Annotated in this window: 16 protein-coding genes; 8 read left to right on the plus strand and 8 right to left on the minus strand. The window is 58.5% G+C overall.

Annotated features, from left to right (window positions below):
* Positions 1-596: 596 nt before the first annotated feature.
* The 4 genes from rsmG to asnC all read right to left on the minus strand — a co-directional run bounded on the left by rsmG (position 597) and on the right by asnC (position 4,628).
* Positions 597-1,217, minus strand: a complete 621-nt coding sequence (gene rsmG, locus H7A77_RS15970) for a 16S rRNA (guanine(527)-N(7))-methyltransferase RsmG (protein ID WP_025304738.1) — start codon at positions 1,215-1,217, stop codon at positions 597-599.
* 138 nt (positions 1,218-1,355) lie between these two features.
* Positions 1,356-3,245, minus strand: coding sequence for a tRNA uridine-5-carboxymethylaminomethyl(34) synthesis enzyme MnmG (mnmG, locus tag H7A77_RS15975; protein WP_182074402.1), 1,890 nt, complete (start codon positions 3,243-3,245; stop codon positions 1,356-1,358).
* 380 nt (positions 3,246-3,625) lie between these two features.
* Positions 3,626-4,066 (minus strand): FMN-binding protein MioC, encoded by a 441-nt coding sequence (gene mioC, locus H7A77_RS15980; RefSeq protein WP_182074403.1) that lies wholly within the window; start codon positions 4,064-4,066, stop codon positions 3,626-3,628.
* Between the two features lie 100 nt (positions 4,067-4,166).
* Positions 4,167-4,628 carry a transcriptional regulator AsnC gene (asnC, locus tag H7A77_RS15985; RefSeq protein WP_004933786.1) on the minus strand — a complete coding sequence of 154 codons (462 nt, stop codon included), beginning with the start codon at positions 4,626-4,628 and terminating at the stop codon, positions 4,167-4,169.
* 155 nt (positions 4,629-4,783) lie between these two features.
* Here asnC and asnA point away from each other — a divergent pair, with 155 nt between their 5' ends.
* A complete protein-coding gene (asnA, locus tag H7A77_RS15990; RefSeq protein WP_033645159.1) occupies positions 4,784-5,776 on the plus strand; it encodes an aspartate--ammonia ligase in 993 nt (330 codons plus the stop codon).
* Positions 5,777-5,782: 6 nt separating this feature from the next.
* On the opposite strand, the gene viaA is transcribed toward asnA, so the two are convergent.
* Together viaA and ravA are read right to left on the minus strand one after the other, a co-directional pair.
* Entirely contained in the window at positions 5,783-7,246 is a 1,464-nt protein-coding gene (viaA, locus tag H7A77_RS15995; protein WP_182074404.1) for an ATPase RavA stimulator ViaA, read from the minus strand.
* Between the two features lie 2 nt (positions 7,247-7,248).
* Positions 7,249-8,757, minus strand: a complete 1,509-nt coding sequence (gene ravA / locus H7A77_RS16000; RefSeq protein WP_182074405.1) for an ATPase RavA — start codon at positions 8,755-8,757, stop codon at positions 7,249-7,251.
* Between the two features lie 283 nt (positions 8,758-9,040).
* Between ravA and kup the strand changes: the two genes are divergently transcribed.
* The 7 genes from kup (at position 9,041) to rbsR (ending at position 16,893) form a co-directional block, all read left to right on the plus strand.
* Positions 9,041-10,909, plus strand: a complete 1,869-nt coding sequence (gene kup / locus H7A77_RS16005; protein WP_015379467.1) for a low affinity potassium transporter Kup — start codon at positions 9,041-9,043, stop codon at positions 10,907-10,909.
* A gap of 170 nt (positions 10,910-11,079) precedes the next feature.
* A complete protein-coding gene (gene rbsD / locus H7A77_RS16010) occupies positions 11,080-11,499 on the plus strand; it encodes a D-ribose pyranase (RefSeq protein WP_033645162.1) in 420 nt (139 codons plus the stop codon).
* A 7-nt stretch (positions 11,500-11,506) separates the two neighbouring features.
* The gene (gene rbsA / locus H7A77_RS16015; protein ID WP_182074406.1) at positions 11,507-13,012 is read left to right on the plus strand and encodes a ribose ABC transporter ATP-binding protein RbsA; all 1,506 of its coding nucleotides are present in this window, start codon (positions 11,507-11,509) and stop codon (positions 13,010-13,012) included.
* Positions 13,013-13,018: 6 nt separating this feature from the next.
* Positions 13,019-13,987, plus strand: a complete 969-nt coding sequence (rbsC, locus tag H7A77_RS16020; RefSeq protein ID WP_033652333.1) for a ribose ABC transporter permease — start codon at positions 13,019-13,021, stop codon at positions 13,985-13,987.
* Between the two features lie 24 nt (positions 13,988-14,011).
* On the plus strand, positions 14,012-14,899 hold the full coding sequence (gene rbsB, locus H7A77_RS16025) for a ribose ABC transporter substrate-binding protein RbsB (RefSeq protein ID WP_025304729.1): 888 nt from the start codon (positions 14,012-14,014) through the stop codon (positions 14,897-14,899).
* Positions 14,900-14,960: 61 nt separating this feature from the next.
* Complete coding sequence (gene rbsK, locus H7A77_RS16030; RefSeq protein ID WP_163966596.1) at positions 14,961-15,887, plus strand: ribokinase; 927 nt, start codon at positions 14,961-14,963, stop codon at positions 15,885-15,887.
* Between the two features lie 4 nt (positions 15,888-15,891).
* Positions 15,892-16,893: a ribose operon transcriptional repressor RbsR gene (rbsR, locus tag H7A77_RS16035; RefSeq protein WP_047573267.1), complete on the plus strand. Its 1,002-nt coding sequence runs from the start codon at positions 15,892-15,894 to the stop codon at positions 16,891-16,893.
* Here the strand turns inward: rbsR and mdtD are convergent.
* Together mdtD and H7A77_RS16045 are read right to left on the minus strand one after the other, a co-directional pair.
* Positions 16,890-18,305 carry a multidrug transporter subunit MdtD gene (gene mdtD, locus H7A77_RS16040; RefSeq protein WP_033645165.1) on the minus strand — a complete coding sequence of 472 codons (1,416 nt, stop codon included), beginning with the start codon at positions 18,303-18,305 and terminating at the stop codon, positions 16,890-16,892. The two genes, rbsR and mdtD, sit on opposite strands and share 4 nt — an antisense overlap.
* Before the next feature lie 67 nt (positions 18,306-18,372).
* On the minus strand, positions 18,373-19,062 hold the full coding sequence (locus H7A77_RS16045) for a FadR/GntR family transcriptional regulator (RefSeq protein WP_033652336.1): 690 nt from the start codon (positions 19,060-19,062) through the stop codon (positions 18,373-18,375).
* Positions 19,063-19,294: the final 232 nt, after the last annotated feature.

A 19,294-nucleotide genomic window follows, 5' to 3' on the forward strand; every position in this document is an offset into this window, starting at 1 on the left:
CGTATACAACTGTTTTTGCTGTCCTGAGTCAAGCAGCAAAAAACGAGCAAATTATACGGGGCATACCAACGAATTCAATCGATAAGTAGCGAAAAGGTGAACAATTATTTAAATTTCCCTATTCCAGCCTATTTTCACAAGAAAACGGTCGGAATAATAGGGCGCATTTAATTGTCTGATTATTCCAGTGTTGCGTTTAGAAACGCGAAGCCGATCACAATAATGCCCTTCACTGATTTATAGCCGATGGACAATCAAACCGTCTTTAGCAATTTGAGCGATCAAAAGATTATATAAATCAAAACATTATCAGTTAACTGTTCAAAAACAATCCGTATACCCGATGAAAACCTTTTATTGACAAGCAACGGGGCAATATTCCAACAGCCAATTAACATTAGCAGCAAAGGCCACTCTTTCGCACATGATTGCTAACGTGACTATTTCTAATTGCAATTACTCTATTGTCGCTAATTAGCCGCGTTTTTTGTGTTAATAGAAAGTAAATTAACTAAAAAAAGCGACCAACTAATTAGCCTGCTTACCTTTACACGCCGTACTACCGTTAATTCACGCTTGTTTGATCAAAAACAAACTCAGTTTGCCTTAAGCACCACCAGATGGCGTTCGCCTTCCAGTTCAGGCACCTGCAACCGCACGATAGACTCCAGGCTAACGCCCTCCGGCAGGTGCGCCAATTCTTCATCCGGGCGCACGCCTTTCAATGCGTAAAAACGCCCCTGCCCTTTCGCCGGCAGGTGATGGCACCAGGACAGCATATCCTGCAGCGAAGCGAACGCCCGGCTGATCACGCCGTCGAACGGCGGCTCGGCCGGAAACGCTTCAACGCGGCTCTGAACCGGCTCGATATTGTTCAGGCCCAGTTCATGCTGCACCTGGCGCAGGAAACGCACGCGCTTGCCCAGGCTGTCGAGCAGCGTGAAATGCGCATCCGGACGCACGATCGCCAGCGGAATGCCCGGTAAACCGGGGCCGGTGCCGACATCGATAAAACGCGATCCCTGCAGATGCGGGTTGACCACGATGCTGTCGAGGATGTGGCGCACCAGCATTTGCTGCGGATCGCGCACCGACGTGAGGTTATAAGCCTTGTTCCACTTATCCAGCATGCCGACATAGCCCAGCAACTGCTGTTTCTGCTGATCGGGCAGCTCAATGCCTGCTGCCGCGAGCAGCGAGTCTAATTTTTTTTGCACAACGGATCCTCTGGCAGGCGCTGAACGACCAGCGGATGGTTAGCTGGCGCAATGAGGCGCCTATGATAATTCAGCGCGCAGGTGATGTCAGCGGCCGTTTGGCTACGGGTTGAGCAAACGGCCGCCTGGATGCGGGATTTATGCGCTGCGGCGCAGCAGCCCCTGCTTTTTCAGCCAAATCAGCAAAATCGAGATCGCCGCCGGCGTAATGCCGGAGATGCGTGAAGCCTGGCCGATGGAGTTCGGTTTGTGATCGTTCAGTTTGGCGATCACTTCGTTCGACAACCCCGAAACCTGACGGTAGTCGAGATCCAACGGCAACACGGTGTTCTCGTTGCGCTGCTGTTTTTCGATCTCTTCCTGCTGGCGAGCGATGTAGCCTTCGTATTTGACCTGGATCTCAACCTGCTCGGCGGCTTGTACATCGTCCAACGGCGGCGCGAAGGCCTCGGTGGCGGTCAATTGCGCGTAGTCCATTTCCGGACGGCGCAGCAGCTCTTCGCCGTTTACTTCGCGTGACAGCGGCGCTTTCAGCAACGCATTGACCTGTTCGACGTTCTCGGCGTGCGGGTGCATCCAGATGTCGCGCAGGCGCTGACGTTCACGTTCGATCCGCTCCAGCTTCTCGCTGTAGCGCGCCCAACGCACGTCGTCCACCAGGCCGAGTTCACGGCCTTTTTCCGTCAGGCGGAGATCGGCGTTGTCTTCGCGCAGCATCAGACGATACTCGGCGCGTGAGGTAAACATGCGGTACGGTTCTTTGGTGCCGAGGGTGCTGAGGTCGTCCACCAGCACGCCGAGATAAGCCTGATCGCGACGTGGCGCCCAGCCTTCTTGTTCGGCAGCGAAGCGACCGGCGTTCAGACCGGCCAGCAGCCCCTGTGCGGCGGCTTCTTCATACCCGGTGGTGCCGTTGATCTGGCCGGCAAAGAACAGCCCCTGAATGAATTTGCTTTCCAGCGTCGGTTTCAGGTCGCGCGGATCGAAGAAATCGTACTCGATAGCATAACCAGGGCGAATAATACGCGCGTTTTGCATCCCTTCCATCGAACGGACGATCTGCATCTGCACGTCGAACGGCAGGCTGGTGGAGATCCCGTTAGGGTAAATCTCATTGCTGGTCAGGCCTTCCGGCTCGAGGAAGATCTGGTGCGCGTTGCGATCGGCAAAACGCATGACCTTGTCTTCGATCGACGGGCAGTAACGTGGGCCGATCCCTTCGATGATCCCGGCATACATCGGGCTGCGATCGAGGTTATTGCGGATCACGTCATGGGTTTTTTCATTGGTATGGGTGATATAGCACGCCATTTGTTCCGGATGCTGGCTGGCATCGCCCAGGAACGAGAATACCGGCACCGGCGTATCGCCGTGTTGCGGCGCCAGTACGCTGAAATCGATAGTGCGGGCGTCGATGCGTGGCGGTGTCCCGGTTTTCAAGCGGTTGACGCGCAGCGGCAGTTCACGCAAACGCTGAGACAGCGAGATCGAAGGCGGATCCCCGGCGCGGCCGCCGCTGTAATTTTCCAGGCCGATATGGATCTTGCCGTCCAGGAAGGTGCCTACGGTCAATACCACCGCTTTGGCGCGGAATTTCAGGCCCATTTGGGTGACGGCGCCCACGACGCGATCGTTTTCGACGATCAGATCCTCAACCGGCTGTTGGAAGATCATCAGATTGGGCTGGTTCTCCAACGCGGTACGGATCGCCTGGCGATACAACACGCGATCCGCCTGAGCGCGTGTGGCGCGAACGGCTGGGCCTTTGCTGGCGTTTAGTATCCTAAACTGGATGCCGGCGTGGTCGATCGCTGTCGCCATCAGGCCGCCGAGTGCATCAATTTCCTTAACCAGATGCCCTTTACCAATACCGCCAATCGCCGGGTTACAGGACATCTGTCCCAGCGTGTCGATATTGTGTGTCAATAATAAAGTCTGACGTCCCATGCGCGCCGCAGCCATGGCGGCCTCGGTACCTGCATGGCCACCACCGATGATGATGACGTCAAATTGATCTGGATAAAACATGGAACTGCACCTCGCCGTATTGCGAACGATCGTATTTGCCCTGGGGTCGGGGATTCTACTCAAGTTTAGACGATCGACCAAGTGGTCAGGATCGTCGGTAATTAAAAGAAGATCTTTTTTATTTAAAGATCTCTTTATTAGATCTCTTATTAGGATTGCGATCCTCTGTGGATAAGTGACTATTCACGATGAAGATCAGCAGATTAAGGAGGATCGTTTGCTGTGAATGATCGGTGATCCCGACGCAGATAAGCTGGGATCTAAAAGGCTTGTTATACACAGGACAAAAAGCGCACTACGGTTGTTATTGGGATAACTACGGCTTTTACCCTGCTTTTAAGCTTAGTTATCCACAATCGTTCGCACGATCTTTAGACGAATTAGAGTAAATTAATCCAGTTTTTTACCCATTCCTCGGCCGGATCCTCGGGAATTTCATGCTCGGTCACGTCGATCTCGAGACGATCGCCGATCCTTTTAGCGCCTCTGGCGATCAATAGATCGTCGATCTGTTTGATCGCACCGCAGAAGGTGTCGTATTCCGAACTGCCTAAACCGACGGCGCCGAACTGCACCTCGGAAAGATCCGGCTGCTGCTCAGCGATCTGTTCCAACAGCGGCTGAAGGTTATCCGGCAGTTCGCCGGCACCGTGCGTGGAAGAGACCACCAGCCAGCGGCCGTTCAACGGCAGTTCATCCAGTTCAGGGCCGTGCAGCATCTCGGTAGAGAAGCCGGTGTCTTCCAGCTTTTCAGCCAAATGTTCAGCCACGTATTCGGCGCTGCCAAGCGTACTGCCACTGATCAGAGTAATGTCTGCCATGAACCAACGATCCCAACCTTCTCACTCAAAGTGGCTGCATTGTACGCTGTGAATCGGCTGGGATCTACCTGTGGATAATGTGGGTATGCAATTTGGCGGGTTACGGCACGATGGTGCGCATAATGGGGTTCTGCAGCGAGATCAGCGTTTCGGTGGACTGGATCTCGTCGATGGTCTGGATCTTGTTGATAAGTACCTGTTGCAACGCGTCGATCGAGCGGCACATCACTTTAATAAAGACGCTGTAGTGGCCGGTGGTGTAATAGGCTTCCACCACTTCCTCCAGGCTTTCCAGCTTCTTCAGTGCCGAAGGGTAGTCCTTGGCGCTCTTTAATATGATGCCGATAAAGCAGCACACGTCGTAGCCCAGCTGTTTGGGGCTGACGTCGATACGCGCGCCGGTGATGATCCCGGCCTGTTTCATCTTCTCCACCCGCACGTGAATGGTGCCGGGGCTGACGGCGAAGTTTTTCGCCAGTTCGGCGTACGGTGTGCGCGCATTGTCCATCAGGGCGTTGAGGATGCCGCGATCGAGATTATCGATCTGATAAATTTCCGCCATTTAATCCCCCATTAATTAACGATTGTTGAATTCAGTCCGGGTAAAAATGAACGATTAAAAGTGAAAAGGCAATATTGATTAACGGATATTGAATTGGCGTGTCATTTTGTTGCTTAATCGATGGCAACAGAGACAGGTTTATAAGAGATACGGCAATGAAAAAACAGTTTATCCAAAAACAACAACAAATCAGCCAGGTCAAATCCTTCTTCTCCCGCCAGCTGGAACAGCAGCTCGGTCTGATCGAAGTGCAGGCCCCGATCCTTAGCCGCCTGGGCGACGGCACGCAGGATAACCTCTCCGGCAGCGAGAAAGCGGTGCAGGTCAAAGTCAAAACTTTGCCGGACGCCACCTTCGAAGTGGTGCACTCACTGGCGAAATGGAAACGCAAAACCCTGGGCAGCTACGATTTCGGTGCCGGCGAAGGCCTGTATACCCATATGAAGGCGCTGCGCCCGGATGAAGACCGCCTGACGCCAATCCACTCGGTGTACGTCGATCAGTGGGACTGGGAGCGGGTGATGGGCGACGGTGAGCGCGGTCTGGACTATCTGAAAAGTACCGTGCGCAGCATTTACGCCGCGATCAAGGCGACGGAAGCGGAAGTCAGCCGTGAGCATGGCCTGACCCCGTTCCTGCCGGAACAGATCCACTTCGTGCACAGCGAAACCCTGCTGCAGCGCTATCCGGATCTGGACGCCAAAGGGCGTGAGCGGGCGATCGCCAAAGAATTGGGCGCGGTGTTCCTGATCGGCATCGGCGGCAAGCTGTCGCACGGCAAATCGCACGATGTGCGTGCGCCGGATTATGATGACTGGACCACGCCGACGGCGGATGGCCTGGCGGGCCTGAACGGCGATATCGTGGTGTGGAACCCGGTGCTGCAGGACGCTTTCGAGCTTTCTTCCATGGGCATCCGCGTCGACGCCGCGGCGCTGAAACATCAGCTGGCGCTGACCGGCGATGAAGATCGCATGAAGCTGGAATGGCATCAGTCGTTGCTGCGCGGCGATATGCCGCAGACCATCGGCGGCGGCATCGGTCAGTCGCGTTTGGTGATGTTGCTGTTGCAGCTGTCGCATATCGGCCAGGTGCAGTGCGGCGTGTGGTCACCGGAAGTGCGCGGCGCGGTTGAAGGCCTGCTCTGATTCTGCCTAGCGCCGCCAGCGGCGCATCAACCGGCTTTTCAACCCGGTATCGAAGCGCCAGATGTGATCGAAGATGCGCATGATGCCGGGTTTGCCGTAGGCGGACATCGCCACCGCGTGGAAACGCTGCTGGTGACTTTGCTGCTGCTGTTTCACCTTCTTTATTACCTCCTCCGGCAACCGCTGGGCGATAAAATCAGAAATGATCACCGCATCGGCGTCGAACCAGCCGCTCTCCGCCATTTTGGTGACGGTGGCGTTCAGGCAGGCCGCCAGATCGGTGCCGCCGCGAAACTGCTGGCCGAGAAAACGCACCGCCTGCTCAATGCCGCTGGCGGCGGTGAGTTCGTAATGTACGATCTGGTTGGCGAACAGCATGATGTAGCAGCGGCGGTTGTCCGCCAGCGCAATGCGCAGCAGCGCCAGACAGAACGCCTTGGCGCACTGTTCGTTGAAGCCGCCCATCGATCCTGAGGTGTCCACGCAGACGATAAACGGCCCGCGCGGCTGCTGATCCTGCTGTTGGTGGGTGACCTGACGGATCAGGATCTGTTCCTGCCAGACGTCGCCCTGCAGTCGGTAGCTCAGCAGTCGTTTTTCCAGCAGGCGGCGATAAAACTCGAATTCCAGCTCTTCAATCCCCAGCGTCGCCAGCTCCGGCGGCAGCAGGCGCAGAATGTCGTCGCTTTGATGAATGCCGCTCACTTCTTCCGGCAGCGTGGCCGGCACCTGCACCATAACCCTGAACGGCTCCGGCTGCGCGTCCTGCTGCGGCACCGCCTTGGCCTGATAGCTGCGGCCCAGCTGCTGCGCCAGCTTTTTCAGCTCCGGCTGCTGCTGCAAAAAGTTGCCGTACTCCACCAGCCGCTGGTAATCGCCGCGCTGCAGCTGGCCTTTGCTCATGTCCCACAGCCTGCCGGCGGCGGTGTCGTTTTCCGACAGCAGCGGTTCCAGCGCGCCGCTCAGCGCCAGGCGTTCCTGCAGTTCCGCCATCAGCTGCTCGCGCTCTTGTTCCAGCAGCTGGTGGTGCAACATGGTGGCCTGCAGCGTCAGGCTGATGCGCCAGCGCTGCAGAAACAGCGTTTGAAAGCTGTCGTCAAGCGGATGATTAGGCAGATCGGCGGCGTCCACCAGCGCGCGCGCCTGTTCATAAAATGGGGAAACCAGCTGGCGCAGCAGCTCCATCGTGTCGTTGAGGTTGTGATAGAACTGGGTATTGTTCTCCAACTGGCACTGTTGGTAGCGGTAAAATTCCTGCGCCAGCGCCGGCGGCACCATGGCCTCCTGCAAACGCTCCTTTAGCTGCAGCTTCCAGCGCGGCAGATCGCGATCCAGCGCCCGCCGTAGGGTCGGAAACTTTTTAAAGAATACCGACAGCTGCGGCGCGGCCAGCATGCCGACGATCATCTCCTCGATCATCTCGCCTTCGGTGATCGCCAGCAGCAGATCGAGCGTCTCCAGACTGAGCATGGTTACTGGCCGCGCATTTGGTGCTGTTGCTGTTTAACCTGTTCCGCGACCTGCAGCAGACTGGCTTCGATCTTGGCCAGACCGGCGGCGGACGTGAACAGGCAGGGCTGATGTTGGCTGAAGGCGCGGCGCTGCTCCGCCAGGCGCTGGGCCAATGCGTCCATTTCATCCAGCAGCGCCTGCGGCGTAGCGGTAGCCTGTTTGCCCGGCAGCGCCAGCAGCGACGGCTGACGGCTGACGTCCAACACCGTGAGGTGCAGTTGATCGTCCACTTCCAGGTCGATCGGCTGCGCAAAGCCGATGCCGTTCAGCTTGGCGCGCACGTCGCCGCCTTTTTGCAGCCAGTTGTCCAGCGCGCTGCTTTCGATGCTCAGATGATTGACCTGAATGTCATGCAGCTGCAGCGGTTTTTGCAGCAGCAGGGTGAGGGTGCCGCCGGCGAACGGCGTGGCCGGCGCGTATTGCGGTTTGCGGCTGAACATCCCGCCTTTTTTCACCAGGCTGATGGCCTGTCGGTCGCTTTGTTGCTGCTGGTCCTGCATCCAGCGGGTATGGATCTGTTGCAGTTGGATCAACATCGACTGCTGCTGATAGGCCGATTCGGTCAGCAGTTGATCGATCTGCTGTTGCAGCAGCTTCAGCGAGGTGAGATCGTGCCACAGGCAGTCTTTCAACAGCATCAGATCGAGCGGGGCGATGGCGTCGCGCCCGCTGAAGAAGGCGCAGGCCTGCAGCAGGCGCAGGGCTTTCTTCCAGCGCCGATCGGAGACGTACGGCGCCTGTTCCAGCGCGTCCAGCCGCTGGCGCAGTTGGAAAATCAGCTCAAAGCAGGCTTCCGGCAGCGCCACCTTATCGATCTGCGGCTGCCACTGCAGAAACTCTTCGTCGCTGACGCTCAGCGCCGCCGGCACCGGGTTTTGGCTTTCGCTCTGGCGGTTGACCAGCAGCGAGCGGAAATTCTGTTTATCCTGCACCTTGTCCAGCCACAGGCGAATCAGCATGCGGTCATACAGGGCTTCGAGGCTGTTGTCCGCTTCGGGCAGTTCGTTGGAAGCGGTGACCAGCAGGCGCAGCGGGATCGGTTCTTCGCTGTTGCCGTTGCGAAAACGCCGTTCATTGATCGCCGTCAGCAGGGTGTTGAGGATCGCCGGGCCGGCCTTCCAGATCTCGTCCAGAAACACGATCTCCGCTTCTGGCAGATAGCCGGCGGTCAGGCGTTGATAGCGCCCTTCATCTTTCAGCGCCTGAATCGAGAGCGGGCCGAAGACCTCTTCCGGCGTGGAAAAGCGCGTCATCAGGTATTCAAAAGAGCGGGCGTTGCGGAAGGCAAACTTCAGCCGGCGCGCGATCAGGCTCTTGGCGATGCCGGGCGGGCCGAGCAAGAATACGCTTTCGCCGCTCAGCGCCGCCAGCAGGCACAGGCGGATCGCCTCTTGCCGCTCATAAAGGCCGCTCTCCAGCGCGCTGCTGAGGCGGGAAATTCGTTCTGCCAGAAGGGATGATGGCGTCATATAATCGTCGTATTGTCCGAGAGTTAGCCAATCTTGGTCGATAATTCGATGATAAACCACCATTATTTTTAATGGTATAGCTTATTGATTAGTAAAAATTTTCTCAGTTGAGTCGGATATCCGGTTCACATTTTGTTTATTTTTCGGCTCTGATATAAGGGTAGGCAAGCCGTATAAATGGTGCATACTGTGCGGCTTTCTGGTGGGCGTGACGGATCTTTGAGCCCGTATTTTGCCTGATGCGGATGCATCGCTAACGGATGTTCTGATAAAGAAACGAATTATGAGCGCAGAGCATAAGCAGTCCCTATCGGCGGTAACCCTGGCTGCCATCGGCGTGGTCTACGGTGATATCGGCACCAGTCCTCTCTATACGTTGAGAGAGTGTTTCTCCGGCCATTACGGCTTCGATGTTCGTCCAGACGTGGTTTTCGGCTTCCTGTCGCTGATTTTCTGGATGCTGATCGTGATAGTTTCCCTCAAATATCTCACCTACGTGATGCGGGCGGACAACGCCGGCGAAGGCGGCATTTTGACGCTGATGTCGCTGGCCGGGCGCAATACCTCGGCGCGCACCACCGCAGTGCTGGTGATACTGGGCCTGATCGGCGGCAGCTTCTTCTATGGCGAGGTGGTGATCACCCCGGCGATCTCGGTGATGTCGGCGATAGAGGGGTTGGAAATCGCCGCGCCTGCGCTCGACGCCTATATCGTGCCGCTCTCGATTCTGGTACTGACCCTGCTGTTCGTTATCCAAAAACACGGCACCGGCAGCGTCGGCAAGTTGTTCGCCCCGGTAATGCTGTTGTGGTTCATCGTGTTGGCGGTGCTGGGCGCGCGCAGCATCATTTCGAACCCGGAAGTGCTGCAGGCGCTGAATCCCAAATGGGCGCTCAACTTCTTTATGGAATATAAGAAGGTGTCTTTCTTCGCGCTGGGGGCGGTGGTGCTGTCGATCACCGGCGTTGAGGCGCTGTATGCCGACATGGGGCACTTCGGCAAGTTCCCGATCCGCCTGGCCTGGTTCACCGTGGTGCTGCCTTCGCTGGTGCTCAACTACTTCGGCCAGGGGGCGTTGCTGCTGAAAAACCCTGAAGCGATCAAAAACCCATTCTTCCTGCTGGCGCCCGACTGGGCGCTGATCCCGCTGCTGATTCTGGCAACCCTGGCAACGGTCATCGCCTCGCAGGCGGTGATTTCCGGCGTCTTCTCGCTGACTCGTCAGGCGGTGCGCCTGGGGTATTTGTCGCCGATGCGCATCATTCACACCTCGGAAATGGAATCCGGCCAGATCTACATTCCGGTGATCAACTGGACGCTGTATATCTCGGTGGTGCTGGTGATCATCGGCTTCGAACACTCCAGCAACCTGGCGGCGGCGTACGGCATCGCCGTCACCGGCACCATGGTGCTGACCAGCATTCTGGTCACTTCGGTGGCGATTAATAACTGGCACTGGAACCGCTTCCTGGCGATCGGCATCGTAACCATCTTGCTGATCATCGACGTGCCGATGTTCTCCGCCAACGCCCTGAAGCTGTTCTCCGGCGGCTGGCTGCCGCTGACCCTGGCGCTGGTGATGTTCATCATTATGACTACCTGGAAGAGCGAGCGTTTCCGTCTGTTGCGCCGTCTGCATGAGCACGGCAACTCGCTGGAGGCGATGATCGCCTCGCTGGAGAAATCGCCGCCGGTGCGGGTGCCGGGTACCGCGGTCTTCCTGTCGCGCGCCACCAACGTCATTCCTTTTGCGCTGTTGCACAACCTGAAGCACAACAAGGTGCTGCATGAACGCGTGGTGCTGCTGACGCTGCGCACCGAGGATGCGCCTTACGTGCACAACGTGCGCCGGGTGACCATCGAGCAGCTGTCGCCGACCTTCTGGCGGGTGGTGGCCAGCTACGGCTGGCGCGAAACGCCGAATGTGGAGGAAGTGTTCCACCGCTGCGGGCTGGAAGGGTTGCCGTGCCGCATGTCGGAGACGTCGTTCTTCATGTCCCATGAATCGCTGATCCTCACCAAGCGGCCATGGTACCTCTACCTGCGCGGCAAACTGTTCGTTGCTCTGAGCCGCAATGCGCTGCGCGCGCCGGATCAGTTCGAAATCCCGCCGAACCGGGTCATCGAGCTCGGCACGCAGGTCGAGATCTAACCCGCCTGACAGGGGCTCAGCTAGGCTGAGCCCCTTTTGTTTGCGCTTTCTCCGTGCGCGAACGAAACGTTTCGATGACGATCACACTTCTGCATTGTCCGGGTTGCCTTCCCCTGCCGTTTTTTTACACTCCTCCAGAGAGCGAAACGTTTCGCTAGCGGAGTGAGAAGATGAAAAAAGGCGTATTACTGAATTCCGACGTGTCTGCCGTGATTGCCCGGCTGGGGCATACCGATCAGCTCACCTTGTGCGATGCGGGTTTGCCGATACCGGCGGCGACGCAGCGCATCGATCTGGCGCTGACGCAGGGCGTGCCGACCTTCATGCAGGTGTTCGCGGCGGTCACGCAAGAGATGCAGGTAGAAAGCGCCATCCTGGCGGAAGAAATCGTGAAACAAAATCCGTCGCTCCACGAGGCATTGTTGGCTGAACTGACCGCACTGGGCCAACGCCAGGGCAATACCATCGGCGTGCGTTATATCAGCCATCAGGCGTTTAAAGCGCAAACCGAGCACAGCCGGGCGGTGATCCGCAGCGGGGAGTGTTCGCCTTACGCGAACGTGATCCTGTGCGCCGGCGTAACTTTCTGAGGCGTTTATGCAACCTTTACTGCAACTGAAAGGGATTGATAAAGCCTTTCCCGGCGTGAAGGCGCTTTCCGGCGCCGCTCTCAGCGTTTATCCCGGCAAGGTGATGGCGCTGGTGGGGGAAAACGGCGCCGGGAAGTCCACCATGATGAAAGTGCTGACCGGCATCTATCAGAAAGACGCCGGCAGTCAGTATTTTCTCGGTAAAGAGGTGGCGTTCAACGGGCCTAAAGATTCGCAGGAAGCGGGCATCGGCATTATCCATCAGGAGCTGAACCTGATCCCGCAGCTGACGATTGCGGAAAACATCTTCCTCGGCCGCGAGTTCGTCAACCGTTTCGGCCGCATTGACTGGAAGCGCATGTACGCCGAGGCCGATCGCTTGCTGGCGCGCCTCAACCTGCGCTACAGCAGCCACCGGCTGGTGGGCGAGCTGTCGATTGGCGATCAGCAGATGGTGGAGATTGCCAAGGTACTGAGCTTCGAATCGAAAGTGATCATCATGGACGAACCGACCGATGCGCTGACCGACACCGAAACCGCCTCGCTGTTCAAGGTGATCAACGAGCTGAAGGCCGAAGGGCGCGGCATCGTCTATATCTCACACCGTCTGAAAGAGATCTTTGAAATCTGCGACGACGTGACGGTATTTCGCGACGGGCAGTTCATCGCCGAGCGGCCGGTGAGCGAGCTGCAGGAAGATTCGCTGATTGAAATGATGGTCGGTCGCAAGCTGGAAGAACAATACCCGCGCCTTGATTTACCGCGCGGGGAAAAGCGGCTGGAAGTCAGTCATCTTTCCGGACCCGGCGTTGAAGACGTCAGCTTTACGCTGTATCGCGGTGAGATCCTCGGCGTGGCCGGCTTGATGGGCGCCGGGCGCACCGAATTGATGAAGATTCTGTACGGCGCCGCGCCGCGCAAGGCCGGCACCGTCAACCTCGACGGCCGCGAGGTAGTCACCCATTCGCCGCAGGATGGATTGGCGAACGGCATCGTCTATATCTCGGAAGACCGTAAGCGCGACGGCCTGGTGCTGGGCATGTCGGTAAAGGAAAACATGTCTCTGACCGCGCTGCGCTACTTCAGCCGCGCCGACGGCAGCCTGAAACAGGCCGACGAGCGGCAGGCGGTGGGGGACTTCATCCGCCTGTTCAATATCAAAACGCCGTCGATGGAGCAGCCGATAGGTCTGCTTTCCGGCGGCAATCAGCAGAAAGTGGCGATCGCCCGCGGCCTGATGACCCGGCCGAAGGTGCTGATCCTCGATGAGCCGACGCGCGGCGTCGATGTCGGGGCGAAAAAAGAGATCTATCAGTTAATCAACCAGTTCAAGCAGAAAGGGCTGAGCATCATTTTGGTGTCTTCGGAAATGCCGGAGGTGATGGGCATGAGCGATCGCATTCTGGTGATGCACGAAGGGCATCTCAGCGGCGAGTTCCCGATTGAACAGGCCACCCAGGAAGCGTTGATGGCGGCAGCCGTCGGCAAGCAATACGGCGTAAAGCAGGAGTAATCAGATATGAGTTCCCAGACTATCGCAGCTAAGCGCTGGTTCAGTAAAGAGTGGCTGTTAGAGCAGAAGTCGTTGATTGCGCTGCTGGTGCTGATCGCCGTGGTCTCTTCCATGAGCCCGAACTTCTTCACCCTGAACAACCTGTTCAATATTCTGCAGCAGACCTCGGTCAACGCCATCATGGCGGTGGGGATGACGCTGGTGATCCTCACTTCCGGCATCGATCTGTCGGTGGGATCGCTGCTGGCCCTGACCGGCGCGGTGGCGGCGTCGATCGTCGGCTTTGAAGTCAACGCGCTGGTGGCGGTGGCGGCGGCCTTGGCGCTGGGCGCCGCGATTGGCGCCTGCACCGGGGTGATCGTCGCCAAAGGCAAGGTGCAAGCCTTTATCGCTACGCTGGTGATGATGCTGCTGCTGCGCGGCGTCACCATGGTGTACACCAACGGCAGCCCGATCAATACCGGTTTCACCGACGTGGCCGACACCTTTGGTTGGTTCGGCATCGGCCGTCCGCTGGGTGTGCCTACGCCGATCTGGATCATGGCGATCGTGTTCATCGCCGCCTGGTATATGCTGCACCATACGCGCCTGGGCCGCTATATTTATGCCCTGGGCGGCAATGAAGCGGCGACACGCCTGTCCGGTATCAGCGTCGATAAAGTGAAAATTATCGTCTATTCGCTGTGCGGCCTGCTGGCGGCGCTGGCGGGGGTGATCGAAGTGGCGCGCCTCTCGTCGGCGCAGCCGACCGCCGGCACCGGCTATGAGCTGGACGCCATCGCCGCCGTGGTGCTGGGCGGCACCAGCCTGGCCGGCGGCAAGGGACGCATCGTCGGCACGCTGATCGGGGCGCTGATCCTCGGTTTTCTGAACAACGGCCTGAATTTACTGGGTGTTTCTTCCTACTACCAAATGATCGTGAAGGCAGTGGTGATACTGCTGGCGGTTCTGGTAGATAACAAAAGCAACAAGTAACCTCCCCCTACAGGAATCACGATGATGAAAATGAAAAAACTGGCAACCTTAGCTTCCGCCATCGCGTTGAGCGCCACCCTGAGCGCCAATGCCATGGCCAAAGACACCATCGCGCTGGTGGTGTCCACCCTCAACAACCCGTTCTTCGTCTCGATGAAGGATGGGGCGCAGCAAGAGGCCAACAAGCTGGGTTATAACCTGGTGGTGCTGGATTCCCAAAACAACCCGGCGAAAGAGCTGGCCAACGTGCAGGATCTGATGGTGCGGGCGCCTAAGCTGCTGTTGATCAACCCGACCGACTCCGATGCGGTGGGCAACGCCATCAAGATGGCCAACCAGGCTAAGATCCCGGTCATCACGCTGGACCGCGTGGCGAGCAAGGGTGACGTGGTGAGCCATATCGCTTCGGATAACCGCGTGGGCGGCAAAATGGCCGGCGACTTCATCGCCAAGAAAGCGGGCGCCGACGCCAAGGTGATTCAGCTGGAAGGCATTGCCGGCACCTCCGCCGCGCGTGAACGCGGCGAAGGCTTCAAACAGTCGCTGGATCAGAATAAATTCAAGCTGCTGGCCAGCCAGCCGGCCGATTTCGACCGCACCAAGGGCCTGAACGTGATGCAGAACCTGCTGACCGCTCACCCGGATGTGCAGGCGGTATTTGCCCAGAACGATGAAATGGCGCTGGGCGCGCTGCGTGCGCTGCAAACCGCCGGTAAAACCGACGTGATCGTGGTAGGCTTCGACGGCACCGCCGACGGCGTGAAAGCGGTTGAAGGCGGCAAGCTGGCGGCGACCGTGGCGCAGCGTCCCGATCAGATTGGCGTGATAGGCGTGGAAACCGCCGATAAAGTGCTGAAAGGCGAAAAAGTGCCGGCGACCATTCCGGTCGATTTGAAACTGGTCACTCAGTAAGTCATACCAGCGCCATCGGGACGGGGCGTTTACGATGGCGCGCAATTCAGGAATCAATGCGATGGAAACAGGTAAGCTGGTGGTTCTGGGCAGCATCAATGCCGACCATATCCTCAATATTGAACAATTCCCCCACCCGGGCGAAACGGTCATCGGGAAGCAGTATAAGGTGGCGTTTGGCGGCAAGGGCGCGAATCAGGCGGTGGCGGCCGGGCGCAGTGGGGCGGAGATCGCCTTTATCGCCTGCGTGGGCGCCGACGATATCGGCGAGCGTGTCCGCCGGCAGCTGGCGAGCGATCGCATTGATACCCAACCGATTGAAGCCATCGCCGACAGCACCACCGGCGTGGCGCTGATCTTCGTCAACGCCGAAGGCGAGAACGTGATCGGCATCAATGCCGGCGCCAACGCCGCGGTGACGCCGGATTACCTGGCGCGCTACCGGCAAAAAGTCATCGACGCCGACGCCCTGCTGATGCAGCTGGAGTCGCCGCTGGAGACGGTGATCGCCGCCGCCCGCTTGGCCAAGCAACATCAAACGCAGGTGATCCTCAACCCGGCCCCGGCGCGCGAGCTGCCGGACGAGCTGCTGGGGATGATTGATATGATCACCCCGAATGAAACCGAAGCGCAGCGCCTGACCGGCATCGCCGTGGACAGCGACGCCGATGCGGCGCGCGCGGCGCAGGCGCTGCACGACAAAGGCATCGCGACGGTGATCATCACCCTCGGCAGCCGCGGCGTGTGGCTGAGCGAAAACGGTAACGGCAAACGGGTGCCCGGCTTCAACGTGCAAGCGGTGGATACCATCGCCGCCGGCGATACCTTTAACGGCGCGCTGGTCACTGCTCTGTTGGAAGGTAAGATCATGGCCGACGCGGTGCGTTTCGCCCATGCGGCGGCGGCGATCGCCGTCACCCGCCCCGGCGCGCAGCCTTCGGTGCCGTGGCGCGAAGAGATCGACGCCTTCTTGCAGCAACAGGGGTGATCCTTTGGCCACCATGAAAGATGTCGCCCGCCTGGCGGGCGTTTCAACCTCTACCGTTTCGCATGTGGTCAACAACAATCGCTTTGTCAGCGACAGCGTGCGCGACAAGGTCATGGCGGCCGTGGAACAGTTGAACTATGCGCCTTCTGCGCTGGCGCGCAGCCTGAAGCTTAATCAGACCCGCACCATCGGCATGCTGGTGACCGCCAGCAACAACCCGTTTTATGCTGAAGTGGTGCGCGGCGTGGAGCGCAGCTGCTATGAACGCGGCTACAGCCTGATCCTGTGCAATACCGAAGAAGACGCCGCGCGCATGAACCGCAGTATGGAGACGCTGCTGCAAAAGCGCGTCGACGGTTTGCTGTTGATGTGCACCGAAAATCACCGGCCATCTCAGGATGCCCTGAGTCGCTACCCGTCACTGCCGATCGTGATGATGGACTGGGCGCCGTTCGAGGGCGCGAACGACATTATTCAGGATAACTCGCTGCTGGGCGGCGAGATGGCGACCGATCATCTGATCGCCCGCGGCTACCGCAAGATTGCCTGCATCGCCGGCCCGCAGGACAAAACCACCGCCCGTCACCGGCTGGAAGGCTATCGCAACGCGATGCGTCGCGCCGGATTACCGATCCCGCCAGGGTATGAAGTGCATTGCGACTTTGAGTTTGAAGGCGGCGTGACCGCCATGCGCCAGCTGCTGGCGCTGAAAGAGCCGCCGCATGCGGTGTTCGCCGGCAACGACGCGGTGGCGGTAGGCGTTTATCAGGCGCTGTATCAGGCCGGGCTTTCCGTGCCGCAGGATATGGCGGTGATGGGGTACGATGACATTGAACTGGCGCGTTATCTGGCGCCGCCGCTGAGCACCATTCATCAACCGAAGGATTCGCTGGGCGAGCTGGCGATCGATGCGCTGATCAACCGCCTGCAAAACCCGGAGCGTGCTCCCCAGGTGCTGGTGCTGACGCCCGAGCTGGTGGAACGCGCCTCGGTGGGCCACCGTTAACTGGCCGCCTTCGCTTCTTTCTTGCTTTCCTGGCCGCTGATCAAGTTGCGGCCATCTTTCCTTCTCAGCAACATAAATACCAGCGCCGACGCCACGGTGACGATCCCCATGGTGATAAAGGTGTAATGGAAGTGGTCGATCATAGTGCCTAACGACAGGGATTCGTAAAAACGCAGCACCGCCGCGCTGATCGCTACGCCGAAACTGATGGACAGCTGTTGGGTGACCGCCAGGACGCTGTTGCCGGCGCTGGCGTTGGCGTCGTTCAAATCCGCCAGGCTGATGGTATTCATGGCGGTGAACTGGGTGGACATCGCCATGCCCAGTACGAACAGCGGCAGGATCATCAGCCACAGCGGCATGCCTGGGCTCTGCAGGGCGAACTGCGCGATCAGCGCTCCGATGATAACGGTGATGCCGACCAGCGTTTTACGGTAGCCGAACCAGCGCAACACCTGAGTGACGGTGGATTTCGCCATCAGCGAGCCGATGGCGGTCGGTGCCATCATGCAGCCGGCGACGATCGCCGTGTAGCCAAATCCCACCTGCAGCATGAGCGGCATCAAAAACGGCACGCAGCCGGTGCCCAACCTGGACGCGACGTTGCCGGCGATGCCGACCGAGAAGGTGCGGGTTTTGAACAGGTCGAGGCCGATCAGCGGCTGAGGATGACGGCGGGCGTGCGCGATGTAGCCGAACAGCATCACGAAGCCGCTGAGCAGAATGCCCAGCGAAACGTAGCTCGCCAGCACCCGCTCGCCAAACAGTTCCAGCCCGGTGGAGATCAGCACCAGGCTCAGGCCGAACAGCATAAAACCCAGAAAATCGAAGCGGCGCTTGGGCGTGGTGAAGTCCGGCATGTATTTGCGCGCATAGAAGATGCCGAGCAGGCCGATAGGGATATTGATCAGGAAAATCCAATGCCAGGTGGCGTAGGTCACCAGCCAGCCGCCCAGCAGCGGCCCCAGAATCGGCCCGACCAGGCCGGGCATGGTGACGAAGTTCAGCACCGGCAGCAGTTCGCTGCGCGGGTAGGCGCGCAGCAGCGCCAGTCGCGCGACCGGCATCATCATCGCGCCGCCGATGCCCTGCAGCACGCGAGAGGCAACCAGCACGCTCAACGTGGGGGAGAGGGCGCACAACAGCGAACCGAGGGTGAATAACGTGACGGCGAAGATGAACACGCGGCGGGTGCCGAAGCGGTCCGCCAGCCAACCGCTGACTGGGATCAGCATCGCCACCGTCAGCGTATAGCTGATGACGGCAGATTGCATCGCCAGCGGCGAGTGCCCGAGGCTGTGGGCGATCGCCGGTAGCGCCGTGTTGAGGATGGTGGCGTCCAGCGCCTGCATAAAGAACGCCATTGCGGCGATCCACGGGAGTCCTGCCATACTGCGCGCGGATTGGGTCATGGTCGGTCCTGGTTAAATGGTCGTCTCTCCCTCATCTCTTTCTTCTATCTATAAGCGGGGAGCGTGTCTAGTCTTTCTCTTTCAGCAAAACTTGGCAGGCGACGAGGGCGCCTGCGCTGTCTCCGGCGAGTATCGCATCGACGATAGCCTGATGGTGGCGCAGCTTGATCACTTCATTGCCGGTGATGGCGCGGAAGTAACTCTGATACACCGAACTGAACAGGTTGGCGAACGAGGTCAGGAACGGATTGCCGCTGGCCTCGTAGATGAGCTGGTGGAATTGGGTATCGACCTGGATCCAGCGCTCGCGATCAAACTGGGTATGCAGCGCGCGCATTTCCGCCATCAGTTCCGCCAGCAGTTTGGTTTGCTGCGGGCTGGCGTGGTCTGCCGCCAACGCGCAGGCCTGCGGTTCCAACGAGGTGCGCAATATAAGGAAATGTTGCATCACCTGATCGAAGTTTTCCCGCGTCATCCACCAGGTCAGTAAATCCTGATCGAGGAAATTCCATTGGCTTTGCGGCATCACGCGGGTGCCAATGCGCGGGCGCGGCAACAACATGCCTTTGGCGGCTAACATCTTTACCGCTTCGCGCACCGCGGTGCGGCTGACGCCGAATTGCTCGCCCAGTTCCATTTCACCGGGCAGGATGCTGCCGGCCTGATAATCGCCTGCCAGAATTTGTTGGCCGAGTTTCTCTGCAAGCAGATAAGAAAGATTGCGTTGGGCGGCCTGTTGTTGTGCATTTAACGGCATGGCTGCGGATCCTTACTGACATCGTTATTTCTATTTTACTCCAGTGATCGCCAGCTTTTATGGCTGTTTGCCTGAAAAAGTGACATAAATTCGCCGCTTTTTCGCTCTTTTGCCGAAAAAATCCGCGCTTGAAAAGTTTTTTGCATTTAGGGGTTGCGGCCTGCCGAGAACTCCCTATAATGCGCCTCCACTGACCGGGAACAACGACTGACAAGCCGCCGGGTCAGCGAGA

This window comes from Serratia sp. ME47 (assembly GCF_903970925.1).
GTDB lineage: Bacteria > Pseudomonadota > Gammaproteobacteria > Enterobacterales > Enterobacteriaceae > Serratia > Serratia ureilytica.

Coding starts and splice junctions, on each gene's coding strand:
- kup (WP_015379467.1), top strand. CDS start 9,041: ATGAGCGCAGAGCATAAGCAGTCCCTATCGGCGGTAACCCTGGCTGCC.
- rbsA (WP_182074406.1), top strand. CDS start 11,507: ATGCAACCTTTACTGCAACTGAAAGGGATTGATAAAGCCTTTCCCGGC.
- rbsB (WP_025304729.1), top strand. CDS start 14,012: ATGAAAATGAAAAAACTGGCAACCTTAGCTTCCGCCATCGCGTTGAGC.
- mioC (WP_182074403.1), bottom strand. CDS start 4,066: ATGGCAGACATTACTCTGATCAGTGGCAGTACGCTTGGCAGCGCCGAA.
- mnmG (WP_182074402.1), bottom strand. CDS start 3,245: ATGTTTTATCCAGATCAATTTGACGTCATCATCATCGGTGGTGGCCAT.
- viaA (WP_182074404.1), bottom strand. CDS start 7,246: ATGCTCAGTCTGGAGACGCTCGATCTGCTGCTGGCGATCACCGAAGGC.
- asnA (WP_033645159.1), top strand. CDS start 4,784: ATGAAAAAACAGTTTATCCAAAAACAACAACAAATCAGCCAGGTCAAA.
- asnC (WP_004933786.1), bottom strand. CDS start 4,628: ATGGCGGAAATTTATCAGATCGATAATCTCGATCGCGGCATCCTCAAC.
- mdtD (WP_033645165.1), bottom strand. CDS start 18,305: ATGACCCAATCCGCGCGCAGTATGGCAGGACTCCCGTGGATCGCCGCA.
- rbsD (WP_033645162.1), top strand. CDS start 11,080: ATGAAAAAAGGCGTATTACTGAATTCCGACGTGTCTGCCGTGATTGCC.
- rbsK (WP_163966596.1), top strand. CDS start 14,961: ATGGAAACAGGTAAGCTGGTGGTTCTGGGCAGCATCAATGCCGACCAT.
- H7A77_RS16045 (WP_033652336.1), bottom strand. CDS start 19,062: ATGCCGTTAAATGCACAACAACAGGCCGCCCAACGCAATCTTTCTTAT.
- rbsC (WP_033652333.1), top strand. CDS start 13,019: ATGAGTTCCCAGACTATCGCAGCTAAGCGCTGGTTCAGTAAAGAGTGG.
- ravA (WP_182074405.1), bottom strand. CDS start 8,757: ATGACGCCATCATCCCTTCTGGCAGAACGAATTTCCCGCCTCAGCAGC.